The 16,321-nt window shown below is 68.2% G+C and carries 14 protein-coding genes; all 14 read left to right on the top strand.

Annotated features, from left to right (window positions below; translation table 11 throughout):
- The first annotated feature begins 9 nt into the window (after positions 1 to 9).
- The 14 genes from AC57B8_RS27755 to AC57B8_RS27690 all read left to right on the top strand — a co-directional run bounded on the left by AC57B8_RS27755 (position 10) and on the right by AC57B8_RS27690 (position 16,242).
- On the top strand, positions 10 to 849 hold the full coding sequence (locus tag AC57B8_RS27755; RefSeq protein ID WP_496481352.1) for an SDR family oxidoreductase: 840 nt from the start codon (positions 10 to 12) through the stop codon (positions 847 to 849).
- The gene (locus AC57B8_RS27750; protein WP_159272144.1) at positions 842 to 2,539 is read left to right on the top strand and encodes a thiamine pyrophosphate-binding protein; all 1,698 of its coding nucleotides are present in this window, start codon (positions 842 to 844) and stop codon (positions 2,537 to 2,539) included. The genes AC57B8_RS27755 and AC57B8_RS27750 overlap by 8 nt, the downstream gene beginning before the upstream one ends.
- 20 nt (positions 2,540 to 2,559) lie before the next feature.
- Entirely contained in the window at positions 2,560 to 3,360 is an 801-nt protein-coding gene (locus AC57B8_RS27745; protein ID WP_062474588.1) for an aspartate dehydrogenase, read from the top strand.
- Positions 3,361 to 3,368: 8 nt separating this feature from the next.
- Positions 3,369 to 4,844, top strand: coding sequence for an aldehyde dehydrogenase (locus tag AC57B8_RS27740; protein ID WP_307637017.1), 1,476 nt, complete (start codon positions 3,369 to 3,371; stop codon positions 4,842 to 4,844).
- A 13-nt stretch (positions 4,845 to 4,857) separates the two neighbouring features.
- A complete protein-coding gene (locus tag AC57B8_RS27735; RefSeq protein WP_492695782.1) occupies positions 4,858 to 5,829 on the top strand; it encodes a VOC family protein in 972 nt (323 codons plus the stop codon).
- 14 nt (positions 5,830 to 5,843) lie between these two features.
- Positions 5,844 to 6,830 carry a Bug family tripartite tricarboxylate transporter substrate binding protein gene (locus AC57B8_RS27730; RefSeq protein ID WP_496481351.1) on the top strand — a complete coding sequence of 329 codons (987 nt, stop codon included), beginning with the start codon at positions 5,844 to 5,846 and terminating at the stop codon, positions 6,828 to 6,830.
- A gap of 32 nt (positions 6,831 to 6,862) precedes the next feature.
- Positions 6,863 to 8,035 carry an FAD-dependent monooxygenase gene (locus AC57B8_RS27725; RefSeq protein WP_496481350.1) on the top strand — a complete coding sequence of 391 codons (1,173 nt, stop codon included), beginning with the start codon at positions 6,863 to 6,865 and terminating at the stop codon, positions 8,033 to 8,035.
- Between the two features lie 31 nt (positions 8,036 to 8,066).
- The gene (locus tag AC57B8_RS27720) at positions 8,067 to 8,288 is read left to right on the top strand and encodes a recombinase-like helix-turn-helix domain-containing protein (RefSeq protein WP_062474598.1); all 222 of its coding nucleotides are present in this window, start codon (positions 8,067 to 8,069) and stop codon (positions 8,286 to 8,288) included.
- A gap of 11 nt (positions 8,289 to 8,299) precedes the next feature.
- A complete protein-coding gene (locus tag AC57B8_RS27715) occupies positions 8,300 to 9,343 on the top strand; it encodes a Rieske 2Fe-2S domain-containing protein (protein WP_496481349.1) in 1,044 nt (347 codons plus the stop codon).
- Between the two features lie 23 nt (positions 9,344 to 9,366).
- Positions 9,367 to 10,335, top strand: coding sequence for a PDR/VanB family oxidoreductase (locus AC57B8_RS27710; RefSeq protein WP_447787624.1), 969 nt, complete (start codon positions 9,367 to 9,369; stop codon positions 10,333 to 10,335).
- Between the two features lie 57 nt (positions 10,336 to 10,392).
- On the top strand, positions 10,393 to 11,499 hold the full coding sequence (locus tag AC57B8_RS27705; protein ID WP_496481348.1) for a porin: 1,107 nt from the start codon (positions 10,393 to 10,395) through the stop codon (positions 11,497 to 11,499).
- Positions 11,500 to 11,546: 47 nt separating this feature from the next.
- On the top strand, positions 11,547 to 12,863 hold the full coding sequence (locus tag AC57B8_RS27700) for an MFS transporter (RefSeq protein ID WP_496481347.1): 1,317 nt from the start codon (positions 11,547 to 11,549) through the stop codon (positions 12,861 to 12,863).
- 655 nt (positions 12,864 to 13,518) lie between these two features.
- Entirely contained in the window at positions 13,519 to 15,756 is a 2,238-nt protein-coding gene (locus AC57B8_RS27695) for a M1 family metallopeptidase (protein ID WP_496481346.1), read from the top strand.
- Positions 15,757 to 15,834: 78 nt separating this feature from the next.
- Positions 15,835 to 16,242, top strand: coding sequence for a hypothetical protein (locus AC57B8_RS27690; RefSeq protein ID WP_487847160.1), 408 nt, complete (start codon positions 15,835 to 15,837; stop codon positions 16,240 to 16,242).
- Positions 16,243 to 16,321 lie beyond the last annotated feature (79 nt).

Raw genomic sequence — 16,321 nt, 5'->3', positions numbered from 1 at the left:
AGATCGACCATGACGACCTTCGCCCCTTCCTCCTCCTTCTTCGCCGCCGACGCACTGGCCGGCCGCGTGGCCGTGGTCACGGGCGGGTCGTCGGGCATCGGCCTGGCCACCGTCGAGCTGCTGCTGGGCTGCGGCGCCGGCGTGGCGCTGTGCGGTCGCAACGCCGAACGGCTCGATGCCGCCGTGGCCGGCCTGCGCGCGCAATACCCCGACGCCAAGCTGTTCGCACAGACCTGCGACGTCCTCGACGCCACCTCGGTGCGCGCCTTCGCCGCCGCGAGCGAGGCCGCGCTCGGCCCGGCGTCGATGCTGGTCAACAACGCGGGGCAGGGGCGTGTGTCCACGTTCGCCGACACCGACGACGCGGCCTGGATGGAAGAGCTGCACCTGAAGTTCTTCTCGGTCATCCACCCGACGCGCGCTTTCCTGCCGCAGCTCACGGCGCAGCGCGCGGTGCTGGGCGATGCCGCCATCGTCTGCGCCAACTCGCTGCTGGCGCGCCAGCCCGAGCCGCACATGGTCGCCACCTCGGCCGCGCGCGCGGGCCTGTTGAACCTCGTGCGCTCCATGGCCACCGAGTTCGCGCCGCAGGGCGTGCGCGTCAACGGCATCCTGATCGGCCTGGTCGAGTCGGGCCAGTGGCGCCGCCGCTTCGAGGCGCGCGAAGACAAGTCGCAGGACTGGGCCGCCTGGAGCCGCCGGCTCGCCACCACCAAACACATCCCGCTGGGTCGCCTGGGGCTTCCGACCGAAGCCGCGCGCGCGATCCTTTTCCTTGCTTCACCGCTCGCGTCGTACACGACCGGCAGCCACATCGATATTTCCGGAGGCCATTCCCGCCATGCATAACCCCAACAACACCGTCACGGTCGGCGCCGTCGTCGCCGCGTTCCTCGAGCAGTGCGGCGTCAAGGCAGCCTTCGGCGTGATCTCGATCCACAACATGCCGATCCTCGATGCCTTCGCGCAGCGCGGCACGGTGCGCTTCATCTCGGCGCGCGGCGAAGCCGGCGCGGGCAACATGGCCGACGCCTATGCGCGCTCCACCGCCAGCCTGGGCGTGTGCATCACCAGCACCGGCCCGGCCGCGGGCAACATCGCCGGCAGCATGGTCGAGGCACTGACCGCCGGCGCGCCGCTCTTGCACATCACGGGCCAGATCGAGACGCCGTACCTGGACAAGGGCATGTCGTACATCCACGAGGCGCCCGACCAGCTCACCATGCTCAAGGCCGTGTCGAAGGCCGCGCTGCGCGTGCGCAGCGTCGAGACGGTGCTGGGCACGCTCAAGCGCGCGGTGCAGCTCGCCATGACGGCGCCGACCGGCCCGGTGAGCGTGGAGATCCCGATCGACATCCAGTCGGCGCTCACGACCATGCCGGCCGACCTGTCGCCGCTGCCCATCGAGCGCCCCGTGCCTTCGGCCGCCGGCCTCGATGCACTGGCCGCGCGCCTGGCCACGGCCAAGCGTCCGCTGCTGTGGGTCGGTGGCGGTGCCCGCCATGCGCGCAGTGCGATCCAGCGCCTGCAGAAGCTGGGCTTCGGCGTGGTCACGACCACGCAGGGCCGCGGCACGGTGCCCGAGGACGACGCCGGCTCGCTCGGCGCCTACAACATCCAGAAGCCCGTCGAGGCCTTCTATCAGACCTGCGACGCGATGCTCGTGGTCGGTTCGCGCCTGCGCGGCAACGAGACGCTCAAGTACGAACTGAAGCTGCCGCGCCCGCTGTACCGCATCGACGCCGATGCCGCCGCCGAAGGCCGCTGCTATGCATCCGAGGCCTTTGTCTGCGGCGATTCCGCACTGGCACTCGACGGCCTGGCCGACCGCCTCGAAGCCGCGAAGTACCAGGCCGACCCGCAGCTGCTGGTCGACCTGCGCGCCGCGCACGACCAGGCCGTGGCCACGCTGCGCGACGGCCTCGGCCCGTACGCCGAGCTCGTGCGCCAGCTGCAGTCGGTGGCCGGCCGCAAGTTCAACTGGGTGCGCGATGTCACGGTGTCCAACAGCACCTGGGGCAACCGCGAGCTGCGCGTGTTCGAGCCCAGCGCCGGCGTGCACGCCACGGGCGGTGGCATCGGCCAGGGCATGCCCATGGCCATCGGCGCGGCCATCGGCGCGGCGGTGACGGGCTCGGGCCGCAAGACCTTCTGCCTGGCCGGCGACGGCGGCTTCATCCTGAACCTGGGCGAGCTGGCCTGCATGGTGCAGGAGAAGGCGCCCATGGTCATCGTGCTCATGAACGACAAGAGCTACGGCGTCATCAAGAACATCCAGGACGCGCAGTACGGCGGCCGCCAGTGCTACGCCGAGCTGCACACGCCCGACTACGACCTGCTGTGCAAGTCGATCGCGCTGCCGCACGCCCGCGTGACAGACCTGGCCGACCTGCCGGCGCAGCTGGACCAGGCGCTGGCCGCCGACGGCCCGTTCCTGCTGGAGATCGACATGCTGTCGATCGGCGGTTTCAAGACCAGCTTCGCCGGCCCGCCGACCAACACGGTCACGCAGATTCCCGCGCTCGGCGCGGCCAAGTGAGCGAACGCGGAGTCCCACGCATGACCACTGCCATCACGCGCATCGCCCTCGTCGGCTGCGGAGCCATCGGCACCTCGGTGCTCGAACTGCTGCGCGGCGATCCCGCCCTGAAGGTGGTGGCCATCGTCGTGCCGGCCGAAGGCATCGCTGCCGCGCAGAAGGTCGCGCCCGACGCGCAGGTGGGCAGCGCCGTGCCCGCCGACGGCATCGACCTCGTGGTCGAGACCGCCGGCCATGCCGCCATCGAGGAACACGTGCTGCCCGCGCTGGCACGCGGCACACCCTGCGTGGTGGCCTCGGTGGGCGCGCTGTCGGCCACGGGCTTCGCCGAGAAGCTCGAAGCCGCCGCCGTTGCCGGCCGCACGCAGGTGCAGCTGATTCCCGGCGCCATCGGCGGCATCGACGCACTGGCCGCGGCCCGCATCGGTGGCCTGGACAGCGTGCGCTACACCGGCCGCAAGCCGCCGCAGGCCTGGAAGGGCACGCCGGCCGAGCAGGGCCGCAACCTGGACACGCTGGCGCACGAAACCGTGATCTTCGAAGGCAGCGCGCGCGAAGCCGCCTTGCTCTATCCGAAGAACGCCAACGTGGCGGCCACCGTCTCGCTCGCGGGCCTGGGCCTGGACCAGACGCTGGTGCGCCTCATTGCCGACCCGGCCACCACCGAGAACGTGCACACCGTCGAAGCCGAAGGCGCCTTCGGCAGCTTCGCGCTGACCATGCGCAACAAGCCGCTCGCGGCCAACCCCAAGACCTCGGCCCTGACCGTGTACAGCGCCGTGCGCGCGCTGCGCAACCGCGTCGCGGCCCTTGCCATCTGAGCCACCCCATGATCTCCACCGAACTCCTTCCGATCTGCATCGCCGGCGAATGGCGCCTGGGCGGCGGCGACGTCTACGAAAGCCTGTACCCGGCCACCGGCGAGCCCATCGCGCGCCTGAAGGCCGCGAGCCTGGCCGACGTCGAAGAAGCCATCGCGCGCGCCGACCACGCCTTTCGCACCAGCGGCTGGGCCCAGCGCCTGCCGCACGAGCGCGCCGCCGTGCTGCACCGCGTGGCCCAGCTGATCCGCGAAGAGGGCGAGTCGCTGGCGCAGAAGCAGCGCCTGGACAACGGCAAGCCGATCAGCGAAACGCGCAACCTCGTGGCCAGCGCCGCGGGCACCTTCCAGTTCTTCGCCGCCGCATTGGAGACGCTCGAAGAAACCATCACCCCCTCGCGCGGCGCCTTCGTCACGATGAGCGTGCACGAGCCCATGGGCGTGGTCGCGGCCATCACGCCGTGGAACTCGCCCATCGCGAGCGAAGCCCAGAAGCTGGCGCCCGCGCTGGCCGCCGGCAACGCGGTGGTCGTGAAGCCCGCCGAAGTCACGCCGCTCATGGCGCTGGAACTGGCGCGCATCTGCGAGCAGGCCGGCGTGCCCAAGGGCATCGTGAGCGTGCTGCCGGGCAAGGGCTCGGTGATCGGCGACGCGATCACGAAACATCCGCTGGTCAAGCGCGTGTCGTTCACCGGCGGCACCACCACCGGCAAGCACATCGCCCACATCGCGGCCGACAAGATGATGCCGGTGTCGCTCGAACTCGGCGGCAAGTCGCCCACCATGGTGCTCGACGACGCCGACCTCGACCATGCGGTGAATGGCGTGCTGTACGGCATCTTCAGTTCGTCGGGCGAGTCGTGCATCGCGGGCTCGCGCTTGTTTGTCGCGCGCGGTATCTACGACGAGTTCCTCACGCGACTGGCCGAAGGCGCCAATGCCTTGCGCGTGGGCGACCCGGCCTCGGAGCGCACGCAGATGGGCCCGCTCATCACGGCCAAGCACCGCGAGGGCATCGAGCGCTACGTGGATCTGGGCGTGTCCGAGGGCGGGCGCATCCGCACGGGCGGCGTGCGCCCGCACGGCGCCGACTACGACAAGGGCTACTTCTACCAGCCGACGATCCTCGAAGGCCTGACCAACAACGCCCGCATCAGCCAGGAAGAAATCTTCGGTCCGGTGCTGGTCGCGATGCCCTTCGACAACGAGGAAGAACTGATCGCGCAGGCCAACGACAGCGTCTACGCATTGGCCGCAGGCGTGTGGAGCCGCGACTTCAAGCGCGCCTGGAAGCTGGGCCGCGCGGTGCAGGCCGGCACGGTCTGGGTCAACACCTACAAGCAGTTCTCGGTCTCGACGCCGTTCGGCGGCTGGCGCGACAGCGGCCTGGGCCGCGAGAAGGGCCGCGAAGGCATCTTCCAGTACATGGAACAGAAGAGCATGTACTGGGGCACGAACGAACAACCGCTCCCGTGGGCGAACTGAACAGGAGCACACGATGAGCGTACTTGGCATCGACCAGATCACCTACGGCGCGGACGACCTGCCCGCCTGCCGCCAGTTCTTCCAGGACTGGGGCCTTTCACTCACGTCCGAAGCCGCCGACGAACTCGTCTTCGAGTGCCTCAACGGCTGCAAGGTGGTCGTTGCGGCGTGGGACAAGCCCGGCCTGCCGCCCGCGATGGAAGAGGGCCCGACGCTGCGCGAAGTGGTGTGGGGCGTGGAAAGCGACGCCGACCTGGACCGCTACGCCGCCGCCATCGCGCAAGACCCGGCCTTCACCGACACCACGGTCGACGGCGCGCGCCGCATCGGCTGCACCGACCCCAACGGCCTGGCCGTGCGCCTGCAGGTCAGCCGCAAGCGCGCGGTCGAGGTCGACTGCGGCGCCATGAACACCTGGAACGCCAAGCCGCGCGTGAACCAGCCCGCACCGATCTACGAACGCGCCACGCCGATCGAGGTCGGCCATGTCGTGTTCTTCGTGAGCGACGTGAAGGGCACGAGCGCGTTCTATGCGCAGCGCTTCGGCTTCGTGTCGTCCGACGGCTATCCGAACCGCGGTGCCTTCATGCGCTGCGCGCCCGAGGGCGGCCACCACGACCTGTTCCTGCTGCAGATCCCGTCGGGCAAGCGCGGGCTCAACCACGTGGCCTTCACCGTGCGCGACATCCACGAGGTGTTCGGCGGCGGCCTGCATTTCTCGCGCTGCGGCTGGGACACCCAGCTGGGTCCGGGTCGCCACCCGGTGTCGTCGGCGTACTTCTGGTACTTCAAGAACCCGGCCGGCGGCCTCATCGAGTACTACGCCGACGAAGACCAGCTCACCGCCGACTGGCAGCCGCGCGAGTTCGAACCCGGCCCGACCGTGTTCGCCGAATGGGCCGTCGATGGCGGCCTCGATGGCCACACGCGCCGCCAGAAGAACGCGGAAGGCCCGAAAGGTGCTTTCCTGACCGAGAAGAAATAAACCCGGTGACCCTCATGCAACGACGTTTTTCTTTCTCCCTGCTGGCCGCCGCGGCGCTGGTCATCGCCTTGCCTGCGCACGCACAGAGCGACGCGCACAAGCAGCTGTCGAGCGACCGCTTCACCATCGTCTCGCCGTTCCCGCCCGGCGGCCCGGTCGACACGCTGGCGCGCATCCTGTCCGACGGCCTGGCCAAGCGCTACGGCCAGGCGGCGGTGGTCGAGAACATGGTGGGCGCGGCGGGCAACATCGGCATCGACAAGGTCAAGCGCGCGAAGGGCGACGGCCACACGCTGCTCGTGGTGCCGGCCGGCAACCTCACGATCAACCCGACGCTGATGCCGAACTTCCCGTTCAACATCGAGAAGGACTTCGTGCCCGTCACCATGCTCGCCAAGGCGCCCAACGTGCTGGTGGCGTCGCCGGCCTCGGGCATCAAGAGCGCGAAGGAACTCGTGGCGATGGCCAAGGCCAAGCCCAACACGCTGTCGTACGCCTCGCCCGGCGTGGGCAGCGGCCTGCACCTGGCGGGCGAGCTGTTCAAGCAGCAGGCCGGCATCGACCTGCTGCACGTGCCCTACAAGGGCACGGCACCCGCGCTCAACGACGTGCTCGGCGGCTCGGTGCCGCTGATGTTCAGCAACCTGCCCGCGACCATGCCCTTCATCAAGAACGGCAAGCTCGTCGCGCTGGGCGTGACCGAGGCCAAGCGCAGCGCCGCCGCGCCCGACATCCCCACGCTGGCGGAGCAGGGCATCCAGGGCGTGACCGTGACCTCGTGGTACGGCCTGCTGGCCCCCAAGGGCACGCCGCCCGCGGTGGTCGAGCAGCTCGCCAAGGACGCCGCCGAGATGCTGGCCCAGCCCGACGTGCGCGAGCGCCTGAAGGCACAGGGCATGACCGACGCGGCCATGAAGCCCGCCGAGTTCGCTGCCCATATCCGCGATGAGACGGCCGTCTGGGCCCGGATCATCAAGGCCCGCAACATCGTGGCCGAGTGAGCCACCCCCAAGAACAAAGAGAGACAGAGACCATGCAGACAAGCGAATCCACCATCGGCATCGTCGGTGCCGGCATCGGCGGCCTGGTCGCCGCCATCGCACTGCGCCGCGCGGGGCACGACGTCGTCGTGTTCGAGCAGGCCAAGCAGTTCGCCCGCGTCGGCGCCGACATCAACCTCACGCCGAATGCCGTGCGCGCACTCGACGGCCTGGGCGTGGGCGACGCCGCCCGCGTGACGGCGGCACGCCCGTCGCACCGCATCAGCCGCACCTACGACAGCGGCGAAGAAACCTCGCGCCTCGAGATGGCCGACTCGGCCGAGCAGCGCTACGGCGCGCCGCAGCTCACCATCCACCGCGCCGACCTGCTGGCCGCGCTGGCCGACATGTTCCCGGCCGAGCGCGTGGCGCTGGGCAAGCGCGCCGAGACCATCGCGGCCGACGACCAGGGCGTGACCCTGTCCTTCAGCGACGGCACCAGCGCCCGCGTGGGCGTGCTGATCGGCGCCGACGGCATCCACTCGGGCGTGCGCACCGCGATGTTCGGCGCCGAGAGCCCGCGCTTCACGGGCATCGTCGCCTACCGCGCCGTGGTGCCCGCCGAGCGCGTGGCCGGCGTGCCCAACCTGGGCGCCTTCACCAAGTGGTGGGGCCCGAACCCGCAGAGCCAGATCGTCACCTTCCCGCTGAACCGCGGCAAGGACATCTTCATCTTCGCCACCACGCCGCAGGACACCTGGCACCTCGAATCGTGGACCGCGCCGGGCAGCGTCGACGAGCTGCGCGAGCAGTACGTGGCCTACCACCCCGAGGCGCGCGCGCTGCTCGACGCCTGCGACACGGTGCTGAAGACCGCGCTGTACGAGCGCGACCCCATGCCCGCCTGGGCGCAGGGCCGCATGGCGCTGCTGGGCGATGCCGCGCACCCGATGCTGCCCTTCATGGCGCAGGGCGCCGGCATGGCCATCGAGGACGCCGTGGTGCTGTCGCGCCACCTCGACGGCGTGGCCATGGCCGGCATTCCCGCCGCGCTGCAGGCCTACCAGACCGCCCGTATCGAGCGCGCCAGCCAGGTGCAGCTCGGCTCGCGCGGCAACAACTGGCTGCGCGAAGGCGGCAACGCCGACTGGGTGTACGCCTACGACGCCTGGGCCGTGCCGCTGGGCGTGCCGGCGCAGGGCGCCGTCGCCGCTGCCACCGCCTGAAATTCTTCCCCTCGCTATACGGAGGCTCACGATGCAACAAGACCGCTTTCTCCAACCGCACCAGGCGCGCCAGCGCCCCGCGACCACCTACGAAGACCTGCTGGGCGACGTGATCGAACGCGCCTACGCCGACGGCATCCATGACCTGCCGGGCCTGGTGCAGCGCCTGAACGACAGCGGCCTGGCCACGCCGGGCGGCCTCGCATGGACCGAGGCGCTGTACCGCAAGGAAATGGCCACGCTGGCCGCCTGAGGAGAACCACCATGACCATCGCCATCCATCCCGTTCCCGCCGATCCGGTCGACCACCTGCTCGAGATCGGCCTGAAGGACCTCTGGTACCCGATCTGCCCCTCGCACTTCATCAAGGAGAACCCGATCTCCCTGCGCCGCCTCGGCCGCAAGATCGCGCTGTGGCGCGACGGCGAAGGCGTGCTGCACGCGCTGGAAGACCGCTGCCCGCACCGCGGCGCACCGCTGTCGCAAGGCGTGGTGCTGGGCGACCGCCTCTCGTGCCCGTACCACGGCGTCGAAGTGCGCCACGACGGCGTGGTCACGCGCGTGCCCGGCAGCCCCGGCTGCAAGCTCGAAGGCTCGCGCGCCACGCGCCACTTCCACGTGCAGGAGCGCGCGGGCGCCGTGTTCCTCTACAACTCGAAGGAGCCGGTCGACATGCCGCCGCCGCTGGTGCTGCCCGAGCAGTTGACCGACGAGACCGAGTACTCGAACTTCCTGTGCTACACGGAGTGGAAGGGCGACTACCGCTACGTGCTGGACAACGTGATGGACCCGATGCACGGCACCTACCTGCACAAGCAGTCGCACTCGATGGCCGAGGGCGATTCGAGCGCCAAGTTCGGCGTGCGCCCGACCGATATCGGCTTCGTGTTCGAGAAGGAAGGCCAGCGCAACGTCAACTTCGACTGGACCGAGTGGGCCGACACCGGCATCCACTGGATGCGCCTGGAAATTCCGTACCCGAAGACCGGCGGCCCCGGCGGCAACTTCATCATCATCGGCGCCTTCTCGCCGATGGCCAACGGCATGACGGCCACCTTCTTCTGGCGCGCACGCAAGCTGTCGCCGGGCTGGGAGCGCGACACCTGGCGCTTCCTCTACAAGAACCGCCTCGAGGCGCGCCACTGGCACGTGCTGGAACAAGACCGCGTGATGCTCGAAGAGATGGAAGCCGACGCCAACCAGCACGAGAACCTGTACCAGCACGACCTGGGCATCGTCCGCCTGCGCCGCCACATGCGCAACCTCGCGCAGGCGCAACTGGCGCAAGCCGAGGCCGCCACGGCCTGAACTGCAAGCAAGCGAGCATCGCCATGTCTTCTCCCACGCTGAACGCCCTCGTGCACACCATGCGCTACGAGGCCGACGGCATCGTCAGCGTCGAGTTCCGGCCGGCCACGCCGGCGGTGGACTTTCCCGCCTTCGAGGCCGGCTCCCACATCGACCTGCACCTGCCCAACGGGCTGGTGCGCAGCTACTCGCTGTGCAACCCCTCGAGCGACCGCCAGCGCTACGTCGTGGGCGTGCTCAACGACCGCAAGAGCCGCGGCGGCTCGCGCTACGTGCACCAGCAGCTGCGCGTGGGCATGACGCTGCCCATCTCGGCGCCGCGCAACAACTTCAAGCTGGAAGAGGGCGCCGAGCGCTCGGTGCTGGTGGCCGGCGGCATCGGCGTGACGCCCATCTGGTGCATGCTGCAGCGGCTCATCGCCATCGGCAAGCCGGTGGAGTTCGTGTACTGCGCGCGCACCCGCAAGGAAGCCGCCTTCTGCGACGCCATCGAGGCGCTGGCCACCGAGAAATCGGTGCAGCTCACCTGGCACTTCGACGACGAGAAGGGCGCGCCGCCCGACCTCGCATCGATGCTGGCCGGCAAGGGCGCCACCAGCCACTACTACTGCTGCGGCCCCACGCCGATGCTCGACGCCTTCGAAAAGAGCTGCGAGCAACTGGGCTACGCCAACGCCCACATCGAACGCTTCGCCGCCGTGCATGTGGAGGCGCCCAGCGCCACGCAGACCTGCGTGGTGCAGTGCGCCAAGAGCGGCAAGAGCGTCGAGGTGCCTCCGGGCAAATCGATTCTCGACAGCCTGATCGACGCTGGCCTCAACCCCGACCACAGCTGCAAGGAAGGCGTCTGCGGCGCCTGCGAAACGGCGGTGCTTGAGGGCGAAGTCGATCACCACGACGGCATCCTCACCAAGATCGAACGTGCGTCCAACAAGACCATGATGATCTGCGTCTCTCGCTGCAAGGGCGAGCGGCTGGTGCTGGATATCTGAGCAACAAGGCCACAACCTAAAAGACGGCCGAGAGAAGAAAACCAACCGAGACATTCAATGAAAAAGTACTTGATCGCGATGGCTGCGGCCACCGCGGCTGGCGGAGCGCTGGCCCAATCTTCCGTGACGCTGTTCGGCGTCGTCGACGCCTCCGTGGTCTACACGCGTGGCAGCGGCAACGGATCGGCCCACAAGACGCAGCTGGGCAACAGCGGCAACATGTTCAGCCGCCTCGGTTTTCGCGGCACGGAAGACCTCGGCGGCGGCTACTCGGCCAACTTCTGGCTCGAGATGGGCCTGCAGAACGACAGCGGCACGGGCTTTCCGTCGAACTCCAACAACCAGGCCAGCGGCAACGGCACGCCCGGCGTGCTGAGCTTCAACCGCCGCTCGACCGTGAGCCTGGCCGGCCCCTTCGGCGAAGTGCGCCTGGGCCGCGACTACGTGCCGGCCTTCTGGAACACCGCGATCTTCGACCCCTTCGGCACCGGCGGCGGCATCGGCGCCAACCAGATCTACTTCTCGGGCCTGGGCGGCCTGGTGGCACCCACCGGCACGCGCGCCTCGAACAGCATCGGCTACTTCCTGCCGGCCAACCTGGGCGGTTTCTACGGCCAGGTGATGTACGCGATGGGCGAGAACGATTCGAACTCGGTGCTGCCCGGCACCCAGGTGTCGAACAAGCGCGACGGCCAGCACACCGGCGCGCGCTTCGGCTACCAGAGCGGCGGCCTCAACGTGGCGCTGGCCACCGGCCGCACGCGCTACGCCGCCGGCGACCTGCGCGTGACCAACCTGGGCGCGTCCTACACCTTCGATGCGGCGCTCATGAACCTCAAGCTCACGAGCGAGCTGTACAAGGAATCGAAGGGCAGCACCGACGCCAAGGGCGTGCTGGTCGGCTTCCAACTGCCCATCGGGCCGGGCGAGATCAAGGCCTCGTACGCGCGCTACAAGCTGGAGCCGCTCAATGCGGTGCTCGAGCCCACGACATCGAAGCTGGCCCTGGGCTACGTGCACAACCTTTCGAAGCGCACGGCGGTGTACGGAACCATTGCCCGCATCAGCAACAAGAACGGCGCAACGCAGGCTTTGGCCGGCGCCATCACGCGGCCCAACCGCGCCTCCAGCGGCGTCGAGTTCGGCATGCGCCATATGTTCTAGGCGCGGCAAGACAGCGCGCACCACCCCCGCAAGAGAGAGCCCCGGTCATGCAGAGCAAGAACTTCCGTTGGTACGGCGTCATCACGCTGTTCGTGATCGTGGCGATCTCTTACGTCGACCGCATCAACATCGCGGTGCTGATCACCGATGCGGCCTTTCTGAAGCACGTGGGCATCGACGCTTCTGATCGCGTGAGCCAGGGCCTCTTGGCCACGGCCTTCATGCTCGGCTACGGCATCTCGGCCTTCGTGCTCACGCCGTTCTGCTCGGCGCTGTTCGGCGTGCGGCGCAGCCTGATCTACGGCCTCATTCTGTGGGGCGTGGTGACCTGGGCCTCGCCGATGTTCAACAGCTACGGCCTGCTGCTGGCGTCGCGCGTGCTGCTGGGCGTGTCGGAAGGGCCGCTGTTCTCGCTGGCTTCGTCGTACATCAAGGCGCACTTCCAGAGTCACGAGAACGGCAAGCCCAATGCGCTGGTGAACATGGGCACGGGCCTGGGCCTGGCGGTGGGCTATCCGCTGGTGGGCTATTTGCTCACGCAGTTCGAGTGGGACAGCTCGTTCCACGTGCTGGGCGTGCTCAACATCGTGCTGGGCATTCCGCTGGTGCTGGCCTTCGTGCGCATGCCCGCGGGGCACGGCGACGGCATCAAGCCTTCGTCGCTGGGCGATGCGATGTCGCGCGTGGCCGGCATCGTGAAAGGCGCGCTGCACACGCGGCACCTGTTCCTCATCACGCTGCTCACCTCGGCGGCGCTGGCCTACCTCTGGGGCAGCAGCAACTGGCTGCCGACCTACCTGCGCGAGGCGCGCGGCTTCTCGCTGCGCGAGATGGGCTGGATTGCTTCGCTGCCGCAGTACGCCACCGTGCTCGCGGTGTTCACGGGCGGCGTGCTCATCGACAAGCTGGGGCGTGACCGCGTGCCCTTCATCTTCATGGGCGCGAGCGCGGGCGTGGCACTGTCGGTGCTGCTGGCCATCAATGCGCGCGACCCGTACATGGCCGCGACCTGCCTCGTGGCGGCGAACTTCTTCTGGGGCCTGCAAAGCCCCGCCATTCCAAGCACGGTGCAGCACTGTTCGCGGCCCGAGCACACGGCCAGTGCCTTCGGCGTGACCAACGGCGTGGGCAGCCTCGTGGCGGGCTTCATGCCGGCGCTGATGGGCGGCGTGATCACCGCGGTGTCGCATGGCTCGGGCGCGGCGAACACGGCGGTGACCGCGGCCTCGTCGGCCGCGGGTTTCTTCGCGGGCTTTGCACTGCTCATCGGCACGCAGGTCGTCGTGTTCGCGTGCGGCTTTCTGCTGTGGTGGCGCGAGCGCGCGCAACGCACCGCTGCAGTCTCTGGTTCACAGCTTTCGTAGCCTTGGTCGCAGCTTGAACCTTCGTACTGTGGCCGCTTCGTCACAGTGAAGGCCTCGTGTTTTTGTCATCTGCGTGAGCAGGTGTTTCGGTCGCAGAACCATCTTCGTAGTGCATGGCATGCGTTGCATGCCATGACGCCATTCGGCCTATCGCGCGCGAACAATTGGAGAGAGAAAAGTTCCGCGGATCGTTGAGCTCATTGCATCGATCAGCTACAACTGCGTGCACTTCAACGGACGAGGGAATGCGCGTGAAATCAACCACAAGAGCCGCAGCCAGTCTTGCCGTCGCCATCGCTTTCGCCATGGCCCCGGCCGTTCACCTGACGGGTGAACGCATCGCGTCGATGCACGGGCACTGAGCCCGGCCCGCGACACCCCACCGCGTTCACACGCTCCCCCCACACCCCGCGTCCTGACGGGAATGGCGCCGCTCGCCCCGCGCATTCTGGGACCACCGCAGCACACGCGGTGCGGTCCGGCCTGAGCCTGCGTTCCTGACGAACGGTTTGTTCGCCGGGAGGGCGCTGTGCTGCCCGCATTTCCTGTTGATCTGTCGTTCCACTCATCCCGCGCGCGTCACGCGCATCGCCGGCTATCCGCCGGTGCCTGCGGTGCGGCGCATGTTCCTTACCAAGAGTACCCAGAGGCGATCATGAAATCACTGAATACACCTGTCGTTCATTGCCTGGCCCTCACGGCCGTGACCCTTGCCGCGCTGACGGCCTGCGGCGGCGGCGGAGACAGCGGCGGTGGCGCATCGTTCGGCGGCACCGGCCTGAACGCGCCGTCGCTGGCCAACGCGCCCGCGGCCGACAGCGGCGACACCACCAAGAAGACCCCCGACGACGGCGTGCCCGCCGCACCCGAATCGGCGGTGGCCGCGGTCGATCGTTCGGCCCGGCCGATGGAGCTGCCCGACACGGTCTGGCCCGTGAACTACAAGCTGTGGTTCCGCCCCGATGCGGCGCTCAAGACGTTCGTGGGCCGCGCCGACGTGGAGATCGACGTGCTCAAGCCGGTCGACGCCATCGTCGTCGCCGCGCACGACCTCAACTTTGCGCGCGGGCGCACCACGCTGCGCAAGGTGTCCAAGCCGGGCGAGGCGATCCCGCTGATTCCCACGCCGCAGACGCGTGGCGACTTCGTGCAGCTGCGCCTGAACGACGGCCAGATCGCCAAGGGCAAGTACCTGCTGCACATGGAGTGGGACGGCAAGATCCAGTTCTCCGACGCCGAGTACTGCACGCCGGAAGTGATGGCGAAGAACCCGCTGTGCTCGGCCGCGTCGGGCATCTTCAAGGTGGGCCTTTCCACGCCCGAGGGCGTGAGCAGCGACGCCATCGTGACGCAGGGCGAAACCAACTTTGCGCGCCAGTGGTTCCCGGGCTGGGACGAGCCGGCCTTCCGCCACACCTTCGAGATCTCGGCCGAGGTGCCGGGTGACTGGAAGACCGTGTCCAACGGCGCGCAGACCGAGGCCGTGAAACTGCCCGACGGCTACCAGCGCGTGGCCTTCGAGAAGACGCCTTCGATGCCGATGTACCTGGCCTTCTTCGGCGGCGGCAAGTTCGACATCCTGGCCGACACCTTCAAGAACCCGCTGGACGGCAGCGACATGGCGCTGCGCTGGTTCACGCCGCCGGGCCGCTCCGACTGGGCCAAGTTCGCGATGGAGTGGACCAAGGTCTCGATGGACTACTACTACAAGTACACCGGCATCTCGCTGCCCTTCAAGAAGTTCGACACCGTGGCCGCCAACGACAGCTACGACAACAAGCCCAACACCGGCTTCGGCGGCATGGAGAACTGGGGCGCGATCTTCGAGTTTGCCGATGCGGTGCTCACCAAGCCCGGCGACAAGCCCACGCTGTACTCGGTGACCGTGGTCACGCACGAGGTGGCGCATCAGTGGTTCGGCGACCTCGTCACGCTCGACTGGTGGGACAACGTGTGGCTCAACGAGTCGTTCGCGCGCTGGTTCGAACGGCGCACCACGATCAAGTTCCATCCCGAGTACTACAGCTTCTCCGACTACGTGCTCGACAAGCACAACGTGATCGTGGCCGACCTGAAGCCGTCGGCCGTGCCGGTGCAGCGCAACCTGAACGACGCGGGCTCCTTCGGCTTCATCAGCCCGGCGATCTTTGTCTACAACAAGGGCAGCCACGTGCTGGAGATGGTGCAGAACTACATCGGCGAAGAGGCGATGCAGAAGGGCCTGCAGATCTACCTGAAGGACTACGCGTTCGGCAACGTCACGCCCACGCGGCTGTGGACCTCGCTGGAGAAGGCGGCCGGTGGCAAGAAGGTGAGCGAGATCGGCGACAGCTTCATCCGCCAGACCGGCATTCCGCTGCTCACGGTCGATGCGCAGTGCGCCGGCGACCGCACCTACGTGAACATCACGCAGGAGTCGTTCCCCAACCAGAACCAGTTCCCGGCCTCGACGTGGACCATTCCCGTCACGCTGGCGTACGGCGACGCAATGGAAAAGCGCGAGACCTTCGTGATGTCGAACAACGCCACGCAGGTCGAGCTGCCGGGCTGCACCGCGGTGCTCGCCGGGCCGACGGGGCAGGACTACTACGTGAGCAACTACAGCGCGCCCTCGTGGAGCAACCTGCTGGCCAAGGTGCAGAACTTCGCGGGCAACAAACCGCTGCTGCTGAACATCGAGCGCGATGCCTTCCGCCTGCTGGGCGTGGGGCGTATCACGCAGGCGCAGTACGACCAGATCAAGGGCGTGCTCAACCTGCCGGCGCCGCTGCTCGCCAAGACGCAGCTGAGCCAGCAGAAGATGGCGGCGGTGGAGGCGGGCGGCAAGGAAGAGTACCCGCACGCGCTGCGCTTCCAGGGCAAGCTGCCGCTGCGCGAGAACCAGAAGCGTTGAGTCGGATGGAACCGAACCTTCTTTCGTGAACCCCGCATGCGCCGCCCGGCGGCGCATGCGTCACTTCATTCGAATCCCATGAACACTCTTCTGAACTCTTTGCTGGCAGTGGCCTGCGTGTCACTGCTCTCGGCCTGCGGCGCGCGCGGCGGGCCCGAGACCGAACTGGTCGGCGTCTACGCCGTCGAACGCAACGGCGTGCTCAAGGAGGTCGTCAAGATCGAGCGCGACGGCGACCGCTACATCATGCGCGACAAGGTGCGCACACCCGAGTGGAGCGAACCGAAGATGCAGCTGCAGCCGGTGACGCGCGAGCGCTGGAGCCGCATCACCACCGACACGGAGAACACGTCCTTCGTCGGCATCTCGAGCGACCAGCTCGGCATCTTCAAGGTGCCGCCCGGGTGGCAGAAGAACGGCTTCAAGACGCAGACGGGCTACTTCCTGTTCTATTCGCAGGGGCCTGTGGAAGCGCATAAGCTTTGAGAGGCCAGCACCACGACAGCGCCTAGCGGGCGCAGGACACTGGGTGCTTCCCGCAGCGAAATCAAGGAGGAGGCCGAAG

The sequence above is a fragment of the Variovorax sp. BGA-UO-ETr-C22 genome (assembly GCF_059567965.1).
Note: the sequence above shows the minus strand (reverse complement) of the source record. Positions and strands in the feature narration are given on the sequence as shown.

Coding starts and splice junctions, on each gene's coding strand:
- AC57B8_RS27730 (WP_496481351.1), top strand. CDS start 5,844: ATGCAACGACGTTTTTCTTTCTCCCTGCTGGCCGCCGCGGCGCTGGTC.
- AC57B8_RS27705 (WP_496481348.1), top strand. CDS start 10,393: ATGAAAAAGTACTTGATCGCGATGGCTGCGGCCACCGCGGCTGGCGGA.
- AC57B8_RS27725 (WP_496481350.1), top strand. CDS start 6,863: ATGCAGACAAGCGAATCCACCATCGGCATCGTCGGTGCCGGCATCGGC.
- AC57B8_RS27720 (WP_062474598.1), top strand. CDS start 8,067: ATGCAACAAGACCGCTTTCTCCAACCGCACCAGGCGCGCCAGCGCCCC.
- AC57B8_RS27700 (WP_496481347.1), top strand. CDS start 11,547: ATGCAGAGCAAGAACTTCCGTTGGTACGGCGTCATCACGCTGTTCGTG.
- AC57B8_RS27695 (WP_496481346.1), top strand. CDS start 13,519: ATGAAATCACTGAATACACCTGTCGTTCATTGCCTGGCCCTCACGGCC.
- AC57B8_RS27715 (WP_496481349.1), top strand. CDS start 8,300: ATGACCATCGCCATCCATCCCGTTCCCGCCGATCCGGTCGACCACCTG.
- AC57B8_RS27735 (WP_492695782.1), top strand. CDS start 4,858: ATGAGCGTACTTGGCATCGACCAGATCACCTACGGCGCGGACGACCTG.
- AC57B8_RS27745 (WP_062474588.1), top strand. CDS start 2,560: ATGACCACTGCCATCACGCGCATCGCCCTCGTCGGCTGCGGAGCCATC.
- AC57B8_RS27750 (WP_159272144.1), top strand. CDS start 842: ATGCATAACCCCAACAACACCGTCACGGTCGGCGCCGTCGTCGCCGCG.
- AC57B8_RS27755 (WP_496481352.1), top strand. CDS start 10: ATGACGACCTTCGCCCCTTCCTCCTCCTTCTTCGCCGCCGACGCACTG.
- AC57B8_RS27740 (WP_307637017.1), top strand. CDS start 3,369: ATGATCTCCACCGAACTCCTTCCGATCTGCATCGCCGGCGAATGGCGC.
- AC57B8_RS27710 (WP_447787624.1), top strand. CDS start 9,367: ATGTCTTCTCCCACGCTGAACGCCCTCGTGCACACCATGCGCTACGAG.
- AC57B8_RS27690 (WP_487847160.1), top strand. CDS start 15,835: ATGAACACTCTTCTGAACTCTTTGCTGGCAGTGGCCTGCGTGTCACTG.